Below are 17,192 nucleotides of genomic sequence, written 5' to 3'. Positions count from 1 at the left end.
ACACATCCTTTTCAAAGGGCTACTCGCCCCGAGGAAACCGTTGATTTTCCTCGACAACATTCAAATCCATATGATTGCGCATGTAGCGGTTCGAGGCATCGCGCAGCGGCTGGAAATCCCACGGGTAATACGCGCCATTCCGCAACGATTCATAAACGACCCACCGGCACGCCTGGCTCTGCCGCACATCCGCATCGAACCGTTCCAGATCCCACCGTGCCGCCGCCATCACGCGGAACCGCTCCAGCACGTCCGCATGGGCTGGGTCTTCGGCCAGATCCGTCAATTCCAGCGGATCGGCCTCCAGATCGAACAACTGCTCCGGGTCCAACGCACAGTTCGTGTACTTCCACTTGCCCTCACGCAGCCCGACCAGCGGCGAGTATGACGCCTCCGCCGCATATTCCATCGCCACAGGCGACACGCGCGTGGCCCCACGCCCCAATGGCACAAGGCTCTCGCCCTCCGTCCAAGGCATCACTTCGCCCATGTCCACACCCGCCAGATCGCAAAGCGTCGGGCACAGATCGATGGTCGAGACGGGTGCCTCCACCAGCCCCGCTTCCATCCCAGGTGCCGCGATCATCAATGGCACGCGCGCCGAGCCCTCGAAGAACGTCATCTTGAACCAGAGCCCACGCTCACCCAGCATGTCCCCGTGATCTGAAACGAAGATCACGATGGCCTCTTGCCGGGTCCGCTCCAACACGTCCAAGACACCGCCGATCTTCTCATCCAAATACGAGATGTTCGCGAAATACGCCCGCCGCGAGCGCCGGATATCCTCGTCCGAAATCTCGAAATTCTCCCGATCATTCGCATCCAGAATCCGCTGCGAATGCGGGTCCTGATCCTCGTAGGGCAGGGCGCCCACCGCGGGCATCAGGTGGTCGCAATCCCCATACATGTCCCAGTACCGCTTCCGCGCCACATACGGATCATGGGGATGCGTGAAGCTGACCGTCAGGCACCAGGGCCGCGCATCATGCCCCCGCGACAAGTCATAGAGCTTCTGCTCCGCCTCAAAGGCCACCGCATCGTCATATTCCATCTGGTTGGTTATCTCGGCCACGCCCGCGCCTGTGACCGAGCCCATATTGTGATACCACCAATCGATCCGCTCACCTGGCTTGCGGTAGTCGGGCGTCCACCCGAAATCGGCGGGGTAGATGTCGGTCGTCAGCCGCTCCTCAAACCCGTGCAACTGGTCCGGCCCCACGAAATGCATCTTGCCCGACAAAGCGGTGTAATACCCCGCCCGCCGCAGAGTGATGCGCATAGGTCGGCACACTCGACGGAAATTCCGCGGCATTGTCGTAAACTCCTGATCTCGATGGCAAAAGCCCCGACATGAAGCTCGCCCGGGCAGGCGCGCACAGGGGCGAGGCCGTGTAGGAATTCGCAAACCGCGTCGACCGCGCGGCCAGGGCCTTCAGGTTCGGCGCATGCAACCACTCCGCCGGGCCGTCCGGGAACAGCGTCCCGTTCAACTGGTCCACCATCAGGATCAGGATGTTCGGCTGGCTCATGCGACGGCCCCCTCAAGGTAGTCCATCACACGGCCCACCGCTGCGTTTCCGTCGGGCGCGCCCGCATCGGCCAGTGCGTGCCGAATATAAAGCCCGTCGATCAATGCAGCCGCCGTCGCCGCGACATCCTCAGGCCGCGCGCACAAAGGCCGCAATGCATGCACCAAATTCGCCACCAAGCGCCGCTGATAAACCCGCAAAAGCCGCGCCGCCTCCGCGTCCCGCTGCGCCATCACGTAGAAGGTCAGCCACGCGGAAATCACCTCCGCCCGGAAATTCCGCCCCTCAAAACTCGCCTCCGCAATCGCCCGCAACCGCGCCATCGGCCCCTCGGCCTGCGCCAACCGCGCCCGCGCCTCCGCTCCGAACTCCGCCAGAATCGCCCGCATCGCCGCCAGAAGCAGCTCATCCTTCGACCCGAAGTAGTGATGCGCCAACGCGCTCGACACACCCGCCGCCTTCGCGATCTGGCCCATTGTCACGTCCAAATGGCCCGCGCGCCCGATCTCGGCGATCGTCGCGTTGACAAGCGCGTCCTTCCGTATAGCCATCATACCTGTGCGGGGCATTGCGCATCCTTTCATTGCCTTGCCCCAGAAATATGTTTTTAATTGACTGGTCAATCAACAAAAGACCGCCAACCGGGAGAGAAACATGACAATCCTCAAGAAATCCGCCGTCAGCGCCCTCGCGCTCGCCGTCAGCGCCGGCGCCGCCATGGCCGATGGCCACGCCGAATGCGGCACCGTGACCTTCTCCGACGTGGGCTGGACCGACATCACCGCAACCACCGCCGCCACCACCGTCGTGCTTGAGGCGCTGGGCTATGAGACCGAGATCCTCGTCCTCTCCGTCCCCGTCACCTACACCTCGCTGGCCGAAGGCGACGTCGACATCTTCCTGGGCAACTGGATGCCCACGATGGAGGCGGACATCGCCCCCTACCGTGAAGCTGGCACCGTCGACACCGTCCGCGCCAACCTTGAAGGCGCGAAATACACGCTCGCCACCAACGCCGCTGGCGCCGCCCTCGGCATCACCGATTTCGCCTCCATCGCCGCCGCCATTGACGATCTCGACGGTGAGATCTACGGCATCGAGCCCGGCAATGACGGCAACCGCCTGATCATGGACATGATCGAGGCCGACGCTTTCGGCCTCAGCGGGTTCGAGGTTGTCGAGTCCTCCGAGCAAGGCATGCTCGCCCAGGTCGCCCGCGCCACCGACCGCGATGAGCCCGTCGTCTTCCTTGGCTGGGAACCGCACCCGATGAATGCCAACTTCGAGCTGACCTACCTGGAAGGCGGCGACGATTGGTTCGGCCCCAACCTTGGCGGCGCGACCGTCTACACCAATACCTCCGCCGGTTACGTCGAGGCCTGCCCCAATGTCGGCGCGCTGCTGACCAACCTGGAATTCTCGCTGGCCATGGAAAACGAGATCATGGGTGCCATTCTAAATGACGGCGAAGAGCCTGCGGATGCGGCGACGGCCTGGATGGCCGCGAACCCCGATGCGGTCATGGCGTGGCTCGACGGTGTGACGACGATCGACGGCGGCGACGCGGCTGCTGCCGTTGGAGAAGCGCTGGGGCTGTAAGCCTTAAGCGGAGAGAGTAGGGGAGGCCCCGCGGGAAACGGCGGGGCTTTTCTTTTCGCGCTAAACCCACCCCGTCGCACCACCCGTAGGGCGGGACTTGTCCCGCCATCTGTCCACCCGCGCCAACCCCGTAGGGTGGGTGAAACCCACCATCCCCGCCACCGCGCAGGTCCATCGCCGAGCCGGTGGGGGGGCGGCGGTCGCGCTCTGGCAATCTTTGGCTACAAGGCTACTGCGCTGGATGAACAGAGCAAACTACCCGCCAACTTTCTCACCTTGGCGCAAGATATAGTCCGCTCCTTTTAGCCCCAATTTGTTCGGCCCAGCCCAAATCAAATAGTAGAGCGGGCTGTTCCGCGTGTTGCGTACAAGATGAGGCTTTGCGACGAACGGGAACAGTGCCTTGAGCCGAGTTATGTAAAGATCAAGCAACCTCTCCGCGACATTCCCGTTTTTGCTAGTGACTTCATGTCCGAACAGATCAATTTCGCGACTGTAAGCAATATCACGCCACTCTCCGGTTCCGAAACATGCGGTCAATTGGTTTGCCCACCGCTCCGGCACAACACCTGACCTTGTAATGAGTCGGTTGATGGCCATCGCGAGCGGGAAATTGATGACTACTTCCATTGTCCCCGTTGCTGCCAGTGCTTCAATGGTCGACCATTCCAAGTGGGCACCGTAGGGGTCTAGAAATGCCACGCCGCGAATGTTGGGTGTAGCCAGCGATGGCGCAAGTTCGCGGATCAAGGGATTGCAATCACCTACCTCAACGGTCACTCCGCTCCTTCCTTCACTAACCGCACGAAGTGTTTCCGCTCGAGTTGCATCAAGGTCAAAGAAGTAGTGACGGTGGAAGCCATTCGGCGTGTTGAGCGCTCGAATTGGCGAGCCAAGTATGAATTCCTCCTGCGCCTCTGTGTCATCCAATTCGTCGAAGAATGGTGAAGTTTCCGTCGTGGAGTCCACGCCGCGAACCTTTGCCACACACGCACCAGCAAATGCGTCAATGTAAACACGTGTGAAGGACTGCTTGCTAAGCGCCGTTCCGTAGAACTTTAAGTAGGCTTCCAAAGCATCAAGTTTTGCGGCTGCCCAAGGGCCAACTGTGTTCTCCCGGTGGTCTTTCTTCATGCAAGTTCTGCCATGATCGCCTTAGGCACGATCTGCCAAGGGAACCCATTCCACTCTTCGCCTTCGAGCAGTCGGCCGCCGGACTTTGGACGTGCACCGCCCCACTGCTTGAAGAAGAAAGCCACATCGTGCCGCTCACAGGCGATACGCAATTCGGTCGCCCATGCGGCTTCCATTGAACGAGCGCCGGGTCCGCTTTCGCCGCCGACGATCGCCCACGCGACGCCAGTCAAATCGACCTTGCCAATCGGTCCGAGCAGCGGTTCGAACGAGATGAAACGAGCCTCCGAGTTGATCTGCCGAAGGTGCTCGATCCGCCCTTTGTGGGCAGCATTTTCGACGGAAACGCCGAGCCAGATGTGCGTCGGCACTCGCCCACCGTCGTAGCGGCTGCGCACGTAGTTGCGCATCAGCGACGACCGCTTGGTGAGCACCTGATAGACGTGCCAGTCGGCAGCTTCCATGGCCTCGAACACACGGTCAATGAACTCGCGAGGAATGTCCTTGTGGAACAGGTCGCTCATGGAGTTGACGAAGATCATTCGGGGCTTCTTCCAAAGCGATGGTTGTTCAAGGCGTGACGGCCAAAGGCGCATATCAAAACCTTGCTCATAGGGGTGTCCTTCGATGCCACGCCAACGTTCTGCGAACCGCTCAGCGTAGCAATGGTCGCAGCCCGGGCCGACTTTCGTGCATCCTGTCACGGGATTCCACGTCGCATCGGTCCATTCGATTTCAGATTTCTGTGCCATGCTGCTCAATCCTTTTTCTTTGAACTTACCCGACACTGGACAAACAGAGAACGGTTTTTGGGATTTCCCCGCGGATTGCTCGAAGAGGTGTATCATTCTGTCCTAGGGTGCACCCAACCCCTTAACAAACCCTTAACAAAATCCCCCTTTCCCAACAAAACCAACATCTTAACCCCCTTGCTCAACCTTGCAGCAAACCCGCCCCACACCTCCCCCCTTTCCATCCCGACCCACCCACGCCATGATCCCCTCAAACGACCGAAGGGACACAAAGACATGAGCTGGTGGAGCGACCTGCGCGCCTGGTGGGCCGATGACGGCATTGCCGAGTGCACCTTCCCCAACGACCCCGACGTCACGGGCCCCATCACGTTCCTCACCGAATGCAAGCTCCGCATCGGTGACGCGGCGGAGGCCGTCTTCGACAGCCTGCAAGCCAACCTCTCCGGCTTTTTCGACCTGATCGCCATCGGGCTAGAGGCGATGATCGAAGCCATCCTCGCGCTCCTCCAACAGCCCCCCAATACCAGCTGGTTTCAGGACGTCCGCCTCCGCGACGCCAGCTTCCTCTACCCCCCGAATGGCACCCGTTCCTGATCATCGCGCTCTTCACCGCGCTCGCCTGGTACTTCCACCGCGGCTGGAAAGTCCCAACCCTCGTGGCCCTCGGCTTCCTCTTCATCGTGAACCAGGACTATTACGAGGAAACCACCGAAAGCCTCACTCTCGTCCTATCCGCCTGCGTCGTCTGCATGGGCCTCGGCGTGCCCATCGGCATCGCCGCCGCCCACCGCCCCCGCCTTTACGCGGCCATGCGCCCCGTCCTCGACCTGATGCAGACGCTGCCGACCTTCGTCTACCTCATCCCCGCCATCGTCTTTTTCGGCATCGGCATGGTCCCCGGCCTGATCGCCACGGTGATCTTCGTCCTACCCGCCCCGATCCGCCTGACCCATCTGGGTATTTCCTCCACGCCAACATCGCTGCTTGAAGCCGCCGACGCCTTCGGCGCCACGGGCCGCCAAAAGCTCTGGAAGGTGGAGCTTCCCTACGCCCTGCCGCAAATCATGACCGGCCTGAACCAGACCATCATGCTGTCGCTCTCCATGGTCGTGATCGCAGCCCTTGTCGGTGCCGACGGCCTCGGCGTCCCGGTCGTCCGCGCGCTCAACCAGGTCAATACCGGCCTGGGTTTCGAGTCCGGCTTCATTATCGTCGTCGTCGCCATCGTCCTCGACCGAGCCCTACGGGTGAAAACATGATGCATAACGCACACGATACGATCACGCGCGTGAACGCGCGATGCCACTGCGGCAATGTCAAATTCACCGTCGATCTCAAGGGCGGCCTCGCCTCCGCCCGGCGCTGCGATTGCAGCTTCTGCACCATGCGCGGGGCGGTTGCGGTCTCCACCACACTCGACGGCCTCACCATCACCGAAGGCGCGGAAAACCTGACGCTTTACCAGTTCGGCACCAACACCGCGCGCCACCATTTCTGCAAGACCTGTGGCATCTACACCCACCACCAACGCCGCTCGAACCCGGAAGAGTTCGGCGTCAACATGGCCTGCCTCGAAGGCCACACACCGTTCGAGCTGGCAGAGATCATCGTCCATGATGGGCAGAACCACCCCAATGATGGCGGCGCGCCCGATGGCGTCGCGGGCATCCTGCGCTACGAGGCCAATACATGAGCATCGCGGTTTCTTTCGAAGATGTCTGCATCATGTTCGGCCCGCGCCCCGCGCCCGCGTTGAAGCTTGCCGATGACGGCAAGGACCGCGCCGAAATCCAGCGCGAAACCGGACACGTCCTGGGTGTTCACGATTGTTCCCTGGATGTGGAGGCTGGTGAAATCCTTGTCCTTATGGGTCTCTCCGGCTCAGGCAAATCTACGCTTCTGCGGTCCGTGAATGGCCTCAATCCCGTGGCGCGGGGCAGGGTGCATGTGCGCGACGGGGATTGGAACTGCACGCTGCCCGGCACCTCGACGCAAGACTTGCGCTATCTGCGCCAGAATTGCGTTTCGATGGTGTTTCAGCAATTCGGCCTGCTGCCTTGGCGCACGGTCCGCGAAAATGTCGGCCTCGGCCTTGAACTGGCAGGCCAAAGTGCGGCCGACCGCACAGCGAAAGTCGACGAACAACTGGCCCTCGTCAGCCTGTCGGACTGGGCCGACCGTAAGGTGGGTGAGCTTTCGGGCGGCATGCAGCAACGCGTGGGCCTGGCCCGTGCCTTTGTCACCCAAGCCCCGATCCTACTGATGGATGAGCCGTTCTCAGCGCTCGACCCGCTCATCCGCACCAAGCTGCAGGATGAGCTTCTTGACCTGCAACGCGACCTCAAGCGTACGATCATTTTTGTCAGTCACGATCTGGATGAGGCGTTCAAGATCGGCAACCGCATCGCGATCATGGAAGGCGGGCGCATCGTTCAGATCGGGACGCCGCGGCAGATCTTCTCGGAACCCAAAACACCTTATGTCGCTGAATTTGTGGCCAATATGAACCCGCTTGGGGTTCTGACCGCGCGCGATGTCATGCAGGACATTCCCACCGATCACCCGCGCATCCCGGCGGAAACACCAGTCAAAGATATCCTCACCCGCTTCGCCGAAACGCCGTCACCGCTCAGTGTGGAACAGGATGGAGAGGTCATCGGCACCGTCACCCCTGACAGCGTCACCGCGCGGCTCGGCGCCAGCGGGTAGGGCACGACCGGCCCATCTTTGTTCCCTGGAAATGCCCCCCGGAGGGTCCTCACTCAGCCGCAAGTGCCCCCATCAGCCGCTCCAGATGCCAATCGGTATCCCCAAGTTGCGCATCAATCATCACCAGCCGTTTGGCGTAGTGCGCCAACGGATATTCCCAGGTGATCCCGATCCCGCCATGCATCTGGATCGCCTCTTCGGAGACCTGTCGCGCGATCTTGCCCACCAGGAACTTCGCCTGCGCCACGCGTTTCGCGAACTCGGGTCCGCCCTCGGCGCTCGCGGCCAAAATCACGATCGACCGCGCCTGCTCGATCTCGATCCCAAGATCAATCGCCCGGTGTTGCAACGCCTGAAACGCGCCAATTGGCTGCCCGAATTGCTTTCGCGTTTTCAGATAGTCGATAAGAATGCCCTGCACGACCTCCATCGCGCCAAGGGCCTCCGCACATAGCGCAAGCGCGCCCAGATCCAGCGCCTCTTCCAACGCCGCACTCGCGTCACCCAGAACCAATTCCCCCGGCGTGCCGTCCAGAAACACCTCCGCCACCGGGCCGCCGTCGATCATGCCGTAGCCGGAAACCTGGGCGTCTTCCGCGTTCACATCGAACAAAGCCAACTTGCCCTCGGTCTGCGCCGCAATCAGCAAACGTTCCGCGCCAGCCCCGCCATACACCACCGACTTCCGTCCGGTTAGCAGGCCGCCCTCGGCATGGCAGGCGATTCCATCCAGATCATAGGGCGCATCCAACTCGCCGATCCCGACGGCGAGGCGTTGCCCCGCCAAAACCTCCTCCACATCCCGCCCGGCGCGCGCGAGGAGGCGCAAGCCAAGAAGGGTTGCGAGCACTGGCTCCGGACACAGGGCGCGGCCAAGCGCCTCAAACACAACGGAAATATCAAAGCCTGAGCCGCCCATGCCGCCCGCATCTTCAGGGGCCAGTGCATAAAACGCGCCCAATTCCGCCAACCCTGCCCAAGCCGCTTCCGAATGCCAAGGTGCGGCATAGGCCACGTCCACGCGGCCCTCCACCGGGCAGGCATCCGCCAGAAACCGCGCCAGGCTATCCGCCAGCATTCGGCGGTCATCGCTCATCTCGAAATTCATCCCCGCATCATCCCTTTTGCCAGAATGTTGCGCTGGATCTCGTTCGATCCGCCGTAGATCGAGATCTTGCGGTTGTTGAAATAGCCCGCCGCATTGTGCGCATGACCCTTGGGCGCAATCGCCAGATTATCGAGGTCTTCGGACGGAAACGGCGCCGCAGCCGGCCCCAAAGCCCGGCGCGCCAGATCGTTCAACTCCTGCCGGATCACCGTGCCCTTGATCTTCAACATCGACGGCTCCGCCCCAAGCTGCCCGCCCGCAGCAGCCTTTGACAGCATTCGAAGGTTGGTGATCTTCACCGCCTCCAACTCTGCCTCGACGCTCGCCAGTCTCGCCGCAAATAGCGGGCTCTCGATCAACGCTTTGCCACCGCGCTTAACCTGCTTCGCCAGCGCCTTCACTTGGCGCAAAGCCTGCACTGAAAAGCCAGTCCCCGCGATATTCGTGCGCTCATGCCCCAGCAGATACTTCGCGATGGTCCAGCCCATATTCTCTTCGCCGACAAGGTTGCCCACCGGCACCCGCACATCGGTGAAAAACACCTCGTTCACCTCATACCCGCCCTCTATCAGGCGAATGGGCCGCATCTCGATGCCGGGCGTATCCAGATCGATCAGCAGGAAGGAAATCCCTTCCTGCGGCTTGCCTTCGAACTTCGTGCGCACAAGGCAGAAGATGCGATTGGCGTATTGCCCCAACGTGGTCCACGTCTTCTGACCATTCACGACATATACATCACCGTCCCGCTCGGCCCTTGTCTTCAGCGACGCCAGATCCGACCCCGCCCCGGGCTCAGAATAGCCCTGACACCACCAATCGCGGCCATCCAGAATGCGCGGCAGATACTCAGCCTGCTGTGCGGGCGTGCCGAACTTCATCAACACCGGCCCGAGCATCTTGGTGCCAAACGGCACGATCCGGGGCGCGCTGGCCTTGGCGCATTCCTCCTCGAAGATATGCAGCTCAATCGGACCCCAGCCTTGCCCGCCAAACTCTACGGGCCATGTGCCCGCCAGCCAGCCCTTTTCGTTCAGGATCGCGTGCCACCGCTCCATATCCTCACGCGTGGGCTCTTCACCGCGGCCCACACGACCCGCAATCTCCGCAGGCAGCGCCTCGGCCAAAAACGCCTGCACCTCTGCTTGAAATGCCTGTTCCTCAGGGGAAAAATTCAGATCCATCGCACCCTCCCTCCGCTTTGGAAAAAGGGTAGCACGGGCAGCGTAAAGCGCCAGCGGTTACATCGAAAAGGAGGTCCCGCACCCGCAAGATGACGTGGCGTTCGGGTTCTCGATTGTGAACCGCGCGCCGATCAACTCTTCGGTAAAGTCGATCACGGCGTCGGCCAGAAACGGCAGCGAAACGCTGTCCACCACAACCTTCTGTCCCTGACCTTCCAGAACCAGATCGTCTGCGTCCGGGGCGTCCAGCTTGATCTCGTACTGAAATCCCGAACATCCACCGCCTTCTACGGCCACACGCAGCGCCTGCGGGACCTCGGCGGTATTGTTGATCTCGGCCAGGCGCGCAAAGGCGCGGTCGGTCACTTTGGGGGCACGGTCAGCATGTCAGATCACCTGTCGCATTCAGCGTGGGGCAAATATATGAAAGGGCAGGGGCCGGGACAAGACAGCGCCCCGCAAGGAGGCTGAAATGCGGGCACCTTTTGCGTGCAATCCGATCGAGACGCGCGGACGCTTGGTCGTCGAGGAGGAAAGCGCCCACCGCTCCCCCTTTCAGCGCGACCGCGACCGGATCATCCATTCCTCCGCCTTTCGCCGCCTCAAACACAAGACGCAGGTCTTTGTGGAGCATGAGGGCGATTACTTCCGAACCCGCCTGACCCACTCGCTGGAGGTCGCCCAGGTGGCACGCACCATGGCCCGTGCGCTTGGCCTGGATGAGGATCTGACCGAAACCGTCGCACTCGCCCATGATCTGGGCCATCCCCCTTCGGCCATACCGGTGAGGATGCACTACAGGCGCTGATGGCGCCTCATGGCGGCTTTGATCACAACGCGCAGGCCCTCCGGATCGTGACGCAGCTGGAGCGGCACTATGCCGAATTCGACGGCCTCAACCTGACATGGGAAACGCTGGAGGGGATCGCCAAACATAACGGCCCGGTCGCGCCCCCACTGCCGTGGGCGCTCAACGCCTGTTGCGCCGATATCGACCTTGAGCTTTCAACCCATGCGAGTGCCGAGGCGCAGGTCGCAGCCCTGGCCGATGACATCGCCTACAACCACCACGACCTACACGACGGCCTGCGGGCAGAGCTGTTTTCGACCGACGAACTGGCCGAATTGCCGATCCTGCGGGACTGTTTTGCGGCTGTGGATGCACGTTACCCCGGCCTCAACTACTACCGTCGCAGGCACGAAGCACTGCGGCGCTTCTTTGGTGTGCTGGTCGAGGATGTTCTCGCCTGCGCGCGCACCGCTCTGGACGAAATTGATCCACAATCCCCTGTGGATATCCGCATGGCGGGCCGCCCGGTCATTCGCTTTTCCAAGGGCTTGTTCGACGACCTCAAAGTCATCCGTACATTTTTATTCAAACGCATGTACCGCGCGCCCTCGGTGGTGGTCATGCGGCAGGACGTGACGCAGGTGGTCGAGGATCTGTTTCCCTTTTCATGGCCAACCCAACGGAATTGCCCAAGCAGTGGCGCAAGGACGTGGAAGAGATCGCGGGGGATCAGACCGAACTGGCCCGCATCGTCTCGGACTATATCTCAGGCATGACCGACCGCTTTGCGTTGCAATGCCACCAAAGGTTGATCGGTGGGGCGGATCGCGGCACACTGGACCGGCCCCTATAGCTCACATTTCCGGAGCCGAACGATGCCCATTACCCTCCGCCTCGCCGCCCCGGCGGCGGCCCTGTTTGCATCCCTATCCATTGCGCAGGCTTTCCCGCAAGATGGCCAGTTTTATCAGGGGTTTAGCTGCCCCGCCGAAGGGTTCACACCCGGCGGCGAACGCACCGCCTCTCTGGCTTTTCCGACGCTCTGCCTGTTCGAGCAATGCTGTGATTTGTCCAACCCGATCAATGTCCGCGATATGGATCAGATCTTCCTCTATGACGGGGCCTGCACTGCGGAAGGCAATGATTTTGAGGCGCGTCTGCTGGTGGGGGAAGCCTCCATTGATGGGTTGGTCGTGGTGCTGAACAATAACGCCTATACCTACGCGCGGTGCGAGCCCTGATTGACCCGTTCCGCGCATCCTATTTTGATGCAAGGAATTGAACTCATGACTTTGAAATCATTCGGCATTTCTGCCATCCTGCTGGTTGCGGCCACCGCCAGCGCCTCGGCCCAGGTGGCCAATGGCCGCTTCCAGATCGGCGCCTGCACCACTCATCCTGAGGAGGCCATCGTCCGCCTCGAAAACAACGTCCTCACCTTCTACGAGTCCGTGTGTACCTTGGCCAATCCAGTCCCAGTCGACGGCACAGATGGCTTCTCCTACACCGGCAATTGCGCGGGCGAGGGGCAGGAATGGACGGCCAATATGTTCCTGATCCCGCTGCAAGACGGCGCGGTGATGCGCCTGATCAATGACGGCAACGTCATCGACTACAACCGCTGCACCCCCTGATCTGATTGACGCCACAGGCCATGGTGATACACCCCCGGTGATCTTCCAAAGGACACCGCCATGACCCTGTTCGACCAGATCCGCGAGGCTGTTCTCGCCGCCATCGACGCGCTTTCCGCTGAGGGCACTTTGCCCACCGGCCTGGAGACGCGCGCGATCACGGTCGAACCGCCCCGCGATGCGGCCCATGGCGATATGGCAACGAACGCCGCGATGGTGTTGGCCAAGCCCGCCCAGATGAAGCCCCGCGACATTGCCGAGGCACTGGCGGCCAAACTGGCCGATGACCCGCGCATTGACAGTGCCGAGGTCGCAGGCCCGGGCTTTCTGAACCTGCGGCTCGCGGCGTCTGTCTGGCAGAGTGTCGTGGCGGATGTGGTGCAGGGCGGCACGGCCTACGGACGCTCCACCAAGGGGCAGGGACGCCGCGTAAACGTCGAATATGTCAGCGCAAATCCCACCGGGCCGTTGCATGTGGGTCACACCCGTGGCGCGGTCTTCGGCGACGCGCTCGCCTCGCTTCTGGATGCGGCGGGCTATGACGTCACGCGCGAATACTACATCAACGACGGCGGCGCGCAGGTCGATGTCCTCGCGCGGTCGGTCTATCTGCGCTACCTCGAAGCCCACGGACAACAGGTCGCGTTTGAGGATGGCACCTATCCCGGCGACTATCTGATCGAGGTTGGACAAGCGCTCAAAGACAAGGTTGGCGATCAGTTTGTCGACAAGGGTGAGCAGTATTGGCTCGCCGAAATTCGCGAATTCGCAACCGAGCGGATGATGGGCCTGATCCGGGAGGATCTGGCGATGCTCGGCGTCGAGATGGATGAATTCTTCTCGGAAAAATCGCTCTACGGCACGGGTCGGATCGAGGATGCGATCAACGATCTGCGGGACAAGGGGCTGATCTACGAAGGCGTGTTGGAGCCGCCCAAGGGCAAGAAACCCGAAGATTGGGAACCCCGCGAACAGACGCTTTTCAAGTCGACCGAACACGGCGACGACGTGGACCGCCCGGTGATGAAATCCGACGGCGCCTGGACCTATTTCGCCCCCGACATCGCCTATCATTTTGACAAGGTTTCCAGAGGGTTCGACGAGCTTATTGATGTATTTGGCGCCGATCACGGCGGCTATGTCAAACGGATGAAGGCGGCTGTCTCGGCGCTCAGCGATGGCCGCGTCCCGCTCGATATCAAGCTGACCCAGCTCGTCAAACTGCGTCGCGGCGACGAGGAATTGAAGATGTCCAAACGCGCGGGCACCTTCGTGACGCTCCGCGATGTGGTTGAGATGGTGGGCGCTGACGTGACCCGCTTCCACATGCTCACTCGCAAGAACGACGCACCGCTCGATTTCGACGTCGACAAGGTCCGCGAACAGTCCAAGGACAACCCCGTCTGGTACGTCCAATACGCCCATGCGCGCATCCATTCCGTGCTGCGCAAGGCCGCGGAGGCCGGCATGACGCCCGATCCTGCAAACCTCGATGCCATCGCCGATCCGGCAGAACTTGCGCTGGCCGCAAAGCTTGCCGAATACCCCCGGATGATCGAGGCCGCCGCCGCCACGCACGAGCCGCACCGCATCGCCTTCTACCTCTACGACCTCGCCTCCGACTTCCACGCTCTGTGGAACAAGGGCAACTGCCGATCCGCACCTGCGCTTCTTCCAGGAGGATGATCCATCGGCAACATCCGGGAAACTTTGCCTGATTTCGGCCGTGGCGATTGTCATTTCGAACGGCCTTGGTATTTTGGGCGTGAAACCGGTCGAACAAATGTGAGGCATCAGACCTCCTGTCGCGCCGGTCGAGCAAGTGACATCGGGCCGCCAAAAGGCTCGGGCGAATGAGGCAGGCATGGCAGATATCCAATATTCCGGGGACTACGCCCCAGAGTCGGGTTACGACTATTCGCATGATTATGCGCACGACCACGCGCAAGCGGCGGCTGATGTCAGCCGTGTGACGCAGTTGATCAACTGGGCCGGTGCGGTTGTGTCCATCGGCTTGGTTGTGGGCATGGCGATCTGGGCCTGGCAGCTTCTGATGCGCGACGTGACGGACGTTCCGGTGATCCGCGCCATGGAAGGCCCGATGCGCATCGCTCCTGAAAATCCAGGCGGCGCTGTGGCCGAGAACCAGGGGCTGGCCGTAAACCGTCTGGCCGAAGGAGAGGAGGCCGCGCCAGTGCCCGACCAGTTGGTCTTGGCTCCTCAGCCCATGGATTTCGACGATGTGCCTGAGCTTGAACAGGCTTTTGAAAGTGCCTCGGCCGGAAACCCTGCACCGGTTGAAGAGGTTGCAGAGGTGCCCGCAGTGATCGCCGAAGTGGCCCCGGAGGTCGAAGAACCTGTCACCGCCGAGGACACCGAAGCGTTGATCGAACGTCTGCTGGCCGAAGCGCAACCTCTTGAAGGTGTGGAAGAAAGCGCCATGCCCAACGCCGCGGAAGAGCCTGAGCTGGTGGCTCGCGCCGATACAATCCCGATCTCCGTCCCCGGCGTGCGCCGCTCTCCTCGGCCCGCCACGCGCCCCGCAGATATCCAGGCCCGCGCAGAGGCTGCCGCCGCAGCCGCCGCCGTTGCCGCCGCCACGCCAGACGCGGCAGAGGCCGCGGCACCTGCCGCTGACGCGCCTATCGGCGCGGATGAATTTGAACTTGCTGCGTCCGATCTGGAAACGGGCACCCGCCTTGTCCAGCTTGGCGCCTTTGACACGCCCGATCTGGCCCGCGCCGAATGGCAGCGCCTGTCGCAGAACTACCCCGACTTCTTCCTTGGCCGGGCTCGCGTGATTGAACAAGCCTCCTCCGGCGGACAGAGCTTCTATCGCCTGCGCGCCCACGGGTTTGGCGACCTCTCGGCCTCTCGCCGCTTCTGCGCGGCACTGGTTGCCCAAGGTGCTGCCTGCATCCCGGTTACGGTCCGGTGACACAAGCCGCGACGATCCTGGGATGCGAAGGCACGATCCTCTCACCTGCGGAGAAATCCTTCTTCGCCGATGCGCAGCCCTGGGGCTTCATCCTCTTCACGCGGAACATTAACAACCCCGCGCAACTTTCTGCTTTGACAGCAGAATTACGTGAAATTGTTGGGCGCGACGCCCCCATCCTGGTTGATCAGGAAGGGGGACGCGTACAGCGGATGGGCGAGCCCCATTGGCGGCAATGGCATCCACCGCTCGACATGGCGGCCAAGGCGTCCGACCCCGTGCGTGCGCTCTACCTTCGCTACCGCCTGATCGCCGAAGAACTGCACGCCGTGGGCATCGACGTGCAATGCGGCCCTACGGCGGATGTGGCGCGCGACAGCACGCATCCGTTCCTGCAAAACCGCCTCTATGGCTATGACACAGAGACGGTCATCGACCTTGCCCATGCGGTCGCTGAAGGCCTGACCGATGGCGGCATCCATCCTGTCGTCAAGCATATCCCGGGCCACGGGGCGGCCACCGTCGACAGCCACCACGATCTGCCCCGCGTCACGCTGGATCGCGATACGCTAGACGCCACGGATTTTGCCGTGTTCGAGCAGATGGATCACATCATGATGGGCATGACCGCCCATGTCGTGTTCGAGGCCATCGACCCCGACCTGCCCGCCACCCTGTCGCGCAAGGTCATGCAAGTGATCCGGGAAGACATTGATTTCGATGGCCTTTTGATGACCGATGACCTGTCGATGGGCGCGCTGCCTGGCGCTATCGGTGAACGCGCCGCGGCCGCCCGCGCGGCCGGATGCGACATGATCCTGCACTGCAATGGAGACCGGGCCGAGATGGAGCAGGTTCTTGCTAATTGCGGCCAGTTGAGCGGGGCCGCACAGGCCCGTGCCGACACCGTTATCGCGCGCCGACCACAGCCTGAACCGCTTGACATCCAAGCCGCCGAGGAGGAACTCTCAAGCCTTCTGGGCGGAGAGGTTTATGTCTGAAGCGGGCCAAACGGGCCAACCTGCGAACACAGATGATTGGGACAAGGTCACCGCCCGGCGCGAAGCTGAGGCGCTGATTGTGGACGTCGATGGGTTTGAAGGCCCGCTCGACCTGCTGCTGACGCTCAGCCGCACCCAAAAGGTCGACCTGCGCAAGATTTCCATCCTCGCTCTTACCGAACAATACCTTGTTTTCATTGAACAAGCCCGCGCTTTGCGCATCGAACTGGCCGCCGATTATCTCGTCATGGCCGCCTGGCTCGCCTTCCTGAAATCCAAGCTCCTCTTGCCGCCGGAACCCGGCGATGAAGGCCCGTCTGGCGAAGACCTGGCCGCGCATCTGGCCTTCCAGCTGGAACGCCTCGCTGCGATGCGCGAATGCGCAGCCAAGCTGATGGCGCGCGACCGGCTGGGTCGTGACCGTTTCGTGCGCGGCGCCCCGCAAGCCATGACGACGAGCCGCAAGATCACCTACACCGCCGGCCTGCTCGACCTGATGCAGGCCTATGCCCGCATTCGCACCAAGGACGATTTCCGCCCCTACGTGATGGACCGCGAAAAGGTCCTGACCATGGAAGAGGCGCTGGATCGCTTGCGCGGGATGGTCGGCTATATGGGCGAATGGGCGGACCTGATGTCCTACCTGCCCGAAACCTGGACGAAGGACCCGAAATCCCGCCGCTCCGCCACTGCCGCCAACTTCGCGGCGGCTTTGGAGTTGACGAAGGCCGGAAAGGTTGAGATCCGCCAATCCGATACATTCGAGCCCATCCAACTGCGCCGGAAAGACACATGAGCGATCAAGCGCCTGAAA

15 protein-coding genes and 4 pseudogenes are annotated in these 17,192 nt (G+C 61.8%); 12 read left to right on the top strand and 7 right to left on the bottom strand.

Annotated features, from left to right (window positions below):
- Window positions 1–19: 19 nt before the first annotated feature.
- Both betC and betI read right to left on the bottom strand, forming a co-directional pair.
- Window positions 20–1,529: pseudogene (gene betC / locus ACZ1HK_RS05365) on the bottom strand (choline-sulfatase).
- A complete protein-coding gene (gene betI, locus ACZ1HK_RS05360) occupies window positions 1,526–2,098 on the bottom strand; it encodes a choline-binding transcriptional repressor BetI (RefSeq protein ID WP_472627793.1) in 573 nt (190 codons plus the stop codon). The pseudogene betC and the gene betI overlap by 4 nt, the downstream one beginning before the upstream one ends.
- An 85-nt stretch (window positions 2,099–2,183) precedes the next feature.
- Between betI and choX the strand changes: the two genes are divergently transcribed.
- Complete coding sequence (gene choX / locus ACZ1HK_RS05355; RefSeq protein ID WP_472627792.1) at window positions 2,184–3,128, top strand: choline ABC transporter substrate-binding protein; 945 nt, start codon at window positions 2,184–2,186, stop codon at window positions 3,126–3,128.
- 255 nt (window positions 3,129–3,383) lie between these two features.
- On the opposite strand, the gene tcmP is transcribed toward choX, so the two are convergent.
- Both tcmP and ACZ1HK_RS05345 read right to left on the bottom strand, forming a co-directional pair.
- A complete protein-coding gene (gene tcmP, locus ACZ1HK_RS05350; RefSeq protein ID WP_472627791.1) occupies window positions 3,384–4,262 on the bottom strand; it encodes a three-Cys-motif partner protein TcmP in 879 nt (292 codons plus the stop codon).
- The gene (locus tag ACZ1HK_RS05345; protein ID WP_472627790.1) at window positions 4,259–5,110 is read right to left on the bottom strand and encodes a DUF5131 family protein; all 852 of its coding nucleotides are present in this window, start codon (window positions 5,108–5,110) and stop codon (window positions 4,259–4,261) included. The genes tcmP and ACZ1HK_RS05345 overlap by 4 nt, the downstream gene beginning before the upstream one ends.
- Before the next feature lie 270 nt (window positions 5,111–5,380).
- Here ACZ1HK_RS05345 and choW point away from each other — a divergent pair.
- From choW to choV, 3 genes and pseudogenes are all read left to right on the top strand, one after another.
- Window positions 5,381–6,276: pseudogene (choW, locus tag ACZ1HK_RS05340) on the top strand (choline ABC transporter permease subunit).
- Window positions 6,273–6,710 (top strand): GFA family protein, encoded by a 438-nt coding sequence (locus ACZ1HK_RS05335; protein WP_472627789.1) that lies wholly within the window; start codon window positions 6,273–6,275, stop codon window positions 6,708–6,710. Before choW ends, ACZ1HK_RS05335 begins: the two are co-directional and overlap by 4 nt.
- On the top strand, window positions 6,707–7,726 hold the full coding sequence (gene choV / locus ACZ1HK_RS05330; RefSeq protein WP_472627788.1) for a choline ABC transporter ATP-binding protein: 1,020 nt from the start codon (window positions 6,707–6,709) through the stop codon (window positions 7,724–7,726). Before ACZ1HK_RS05335 ends, choV begins: the two co-directional genes overlap by 4 nt.
- Window positions 7,727–7,775: 49 nt before the next feature.
- On the opposite strand, the gene ACZ1HK_RS05325 is transcribed toward choV, so the two are convergent.
- From ACZ1HK_RS05325 to ACZ1HK_RS05315, 3 genes are read right to left on the bottom strand one after another with little or no spacing between them, the layout of a single operon-like run.
- Window positions 7,776–8,822 (bottom strand): acyl-CoA dehydrogenase family protein, encoded by a 1,047-nt coding sequence (locus ACZ1HK_RS05325; protein ID WP_472627787.1) that lies wholly within the window; start codon window positions 8,820–8,822, stop codon window positions 7,776–7,778.
- Between the two features lie 8 nt (window positions 8,823–8,830).
- Window positions 8,831–10,015 (bottom strand): acyl-CoA dehydrogenase family protein, encoded by a 1,185-nt coding sequence (locus ACZ1HK_RS05320; protein ID WP_472627786.1) that lies wholly within the window; start codon window positions 10,013–10,015, stop codon window positions 8,831–8,833.
- A 57-nt stretch (window positions 10,016–10,072) separates the two neighbouring features.
- Window positions 10,073–10,381 (bottom strand): HesB/IscA family protein, encoded by a 309-nt coding sequence (locus ACZ1HK_RS05315; RefSeq protein ID WP_472627785.1) that lies wholly within the window; start codon window positions 10,379–10,381, stop codon window positions 10,073–10,075.
- Window positions 10,382–10,487: 106 nt separating this feature from the next.
- Here ACZ1HK_RS05315 and ACZ1HK_RS05310 point away from each other — a divergent pair, with 106 nt between their 5' ends.
- The 8 genes and pseudogenes from ACZ1HK_RS05310 (at window position 10,488) to ACZ1HK_RS05275 (ending at window position 17,174) form a co-directional block, all read left to right on the top strand.
- Entirely contained in the window at window positions 10,488–10,823 is a 336-nt protein-coding gene (locus ACZ1HK_RS05310; RefSeq protein WP_472627784.1) for an HD domain-containing protein, read from the top strand.
- A pseudogene (locus ACZ1HK_RS05305) lies at window positions 10,823–11,658 on the top strand (deoxyguanosinetriphosphate triphosphohydrolase family protein). Before ACZ1HK_RS05310 ends, ACZ1HK_RS05305 begins: the two are co-directional and overlap by 1 nt.
- Window positions 11,659–11,680: 22 nt before the next feature.
- A complete protein-coding gene (locus ACZ1HK_RS05300; RefSeq protein WP_472627783.1) occupies window positions 11,681–12,046 on the top strand; it encodes a hypothetical protein in 366 nt (121 codons plus the stop codon).
- Between the two features lie 45 nt (window positions 12,047–12,091).
- Window positions 12,092–12,439: a hypothetical protein gene (locus ACZ1HK_RS05295; protein WP_472627782.1), complete on the top strand. Its 348-nt coding sequence runs from the start codon at window positions 12,092–12,094 to the stop codon at window positions 12,437–12,439.
- Window positions 12,440–12,499: 60 nt separating this feature from the next.
- Window positions 12,500–14,228, top strand: a pseudogene (gene argS, locus ACZ1HK_RS05290) (arginine--tRNA ligase).
- A 75-nt stretch (window positions 14,229–14,303) separates the two neighbouring features.
- Entirely contained in the window at window positions 14,304–15,377 is a 1,074-nt protein-coding gene (locus ACZ1HK_RS05285) for an SPOR domain-containing protein (RefSeq protein ID WP_472627781.1), read from the top strand.
- Window positions 15,374–16,378 (top strand): beta-N-acetylhexosaminidase, encoded by a 1,005-nt coding sequence (gene nagZ / locus ACZ1HK_RS05280; RefSeq protein WP_472627780.1) that lies wholly within the window; start codon window positions 15,374–15,376, stop codon window positions 16,376–16,378. Before ACZ1HK_RS05285 ends, nagZ begins: the two co-directional genes overlap by 4 nt.
- Window positions 16,371–17,174 carry a segregation and condensation protein A gene (locus ACZ1HK_RS05275; protein WP_472627779.1) on the top strand — a complete coding sequence of 268 codons (804 nt, stop codon included), beginning with the start codon at window positions 16,371–16,373 and terminating at the stop codon, window positions 17,172–17,174. Before nagZ ends, ACZ1HK_RS05275 begins: the two co-directional genes overlap by 8 nt.
- Window positions 17,175–17,192: the final 18 nt, after the last annotated feature.

This window comes from Gymnodinialimonas sp. JB5-7 (assembly GCF_055693405.1).
This window is presented reverse-complemented; position numbering and strand designations above follow the sequence as displayed.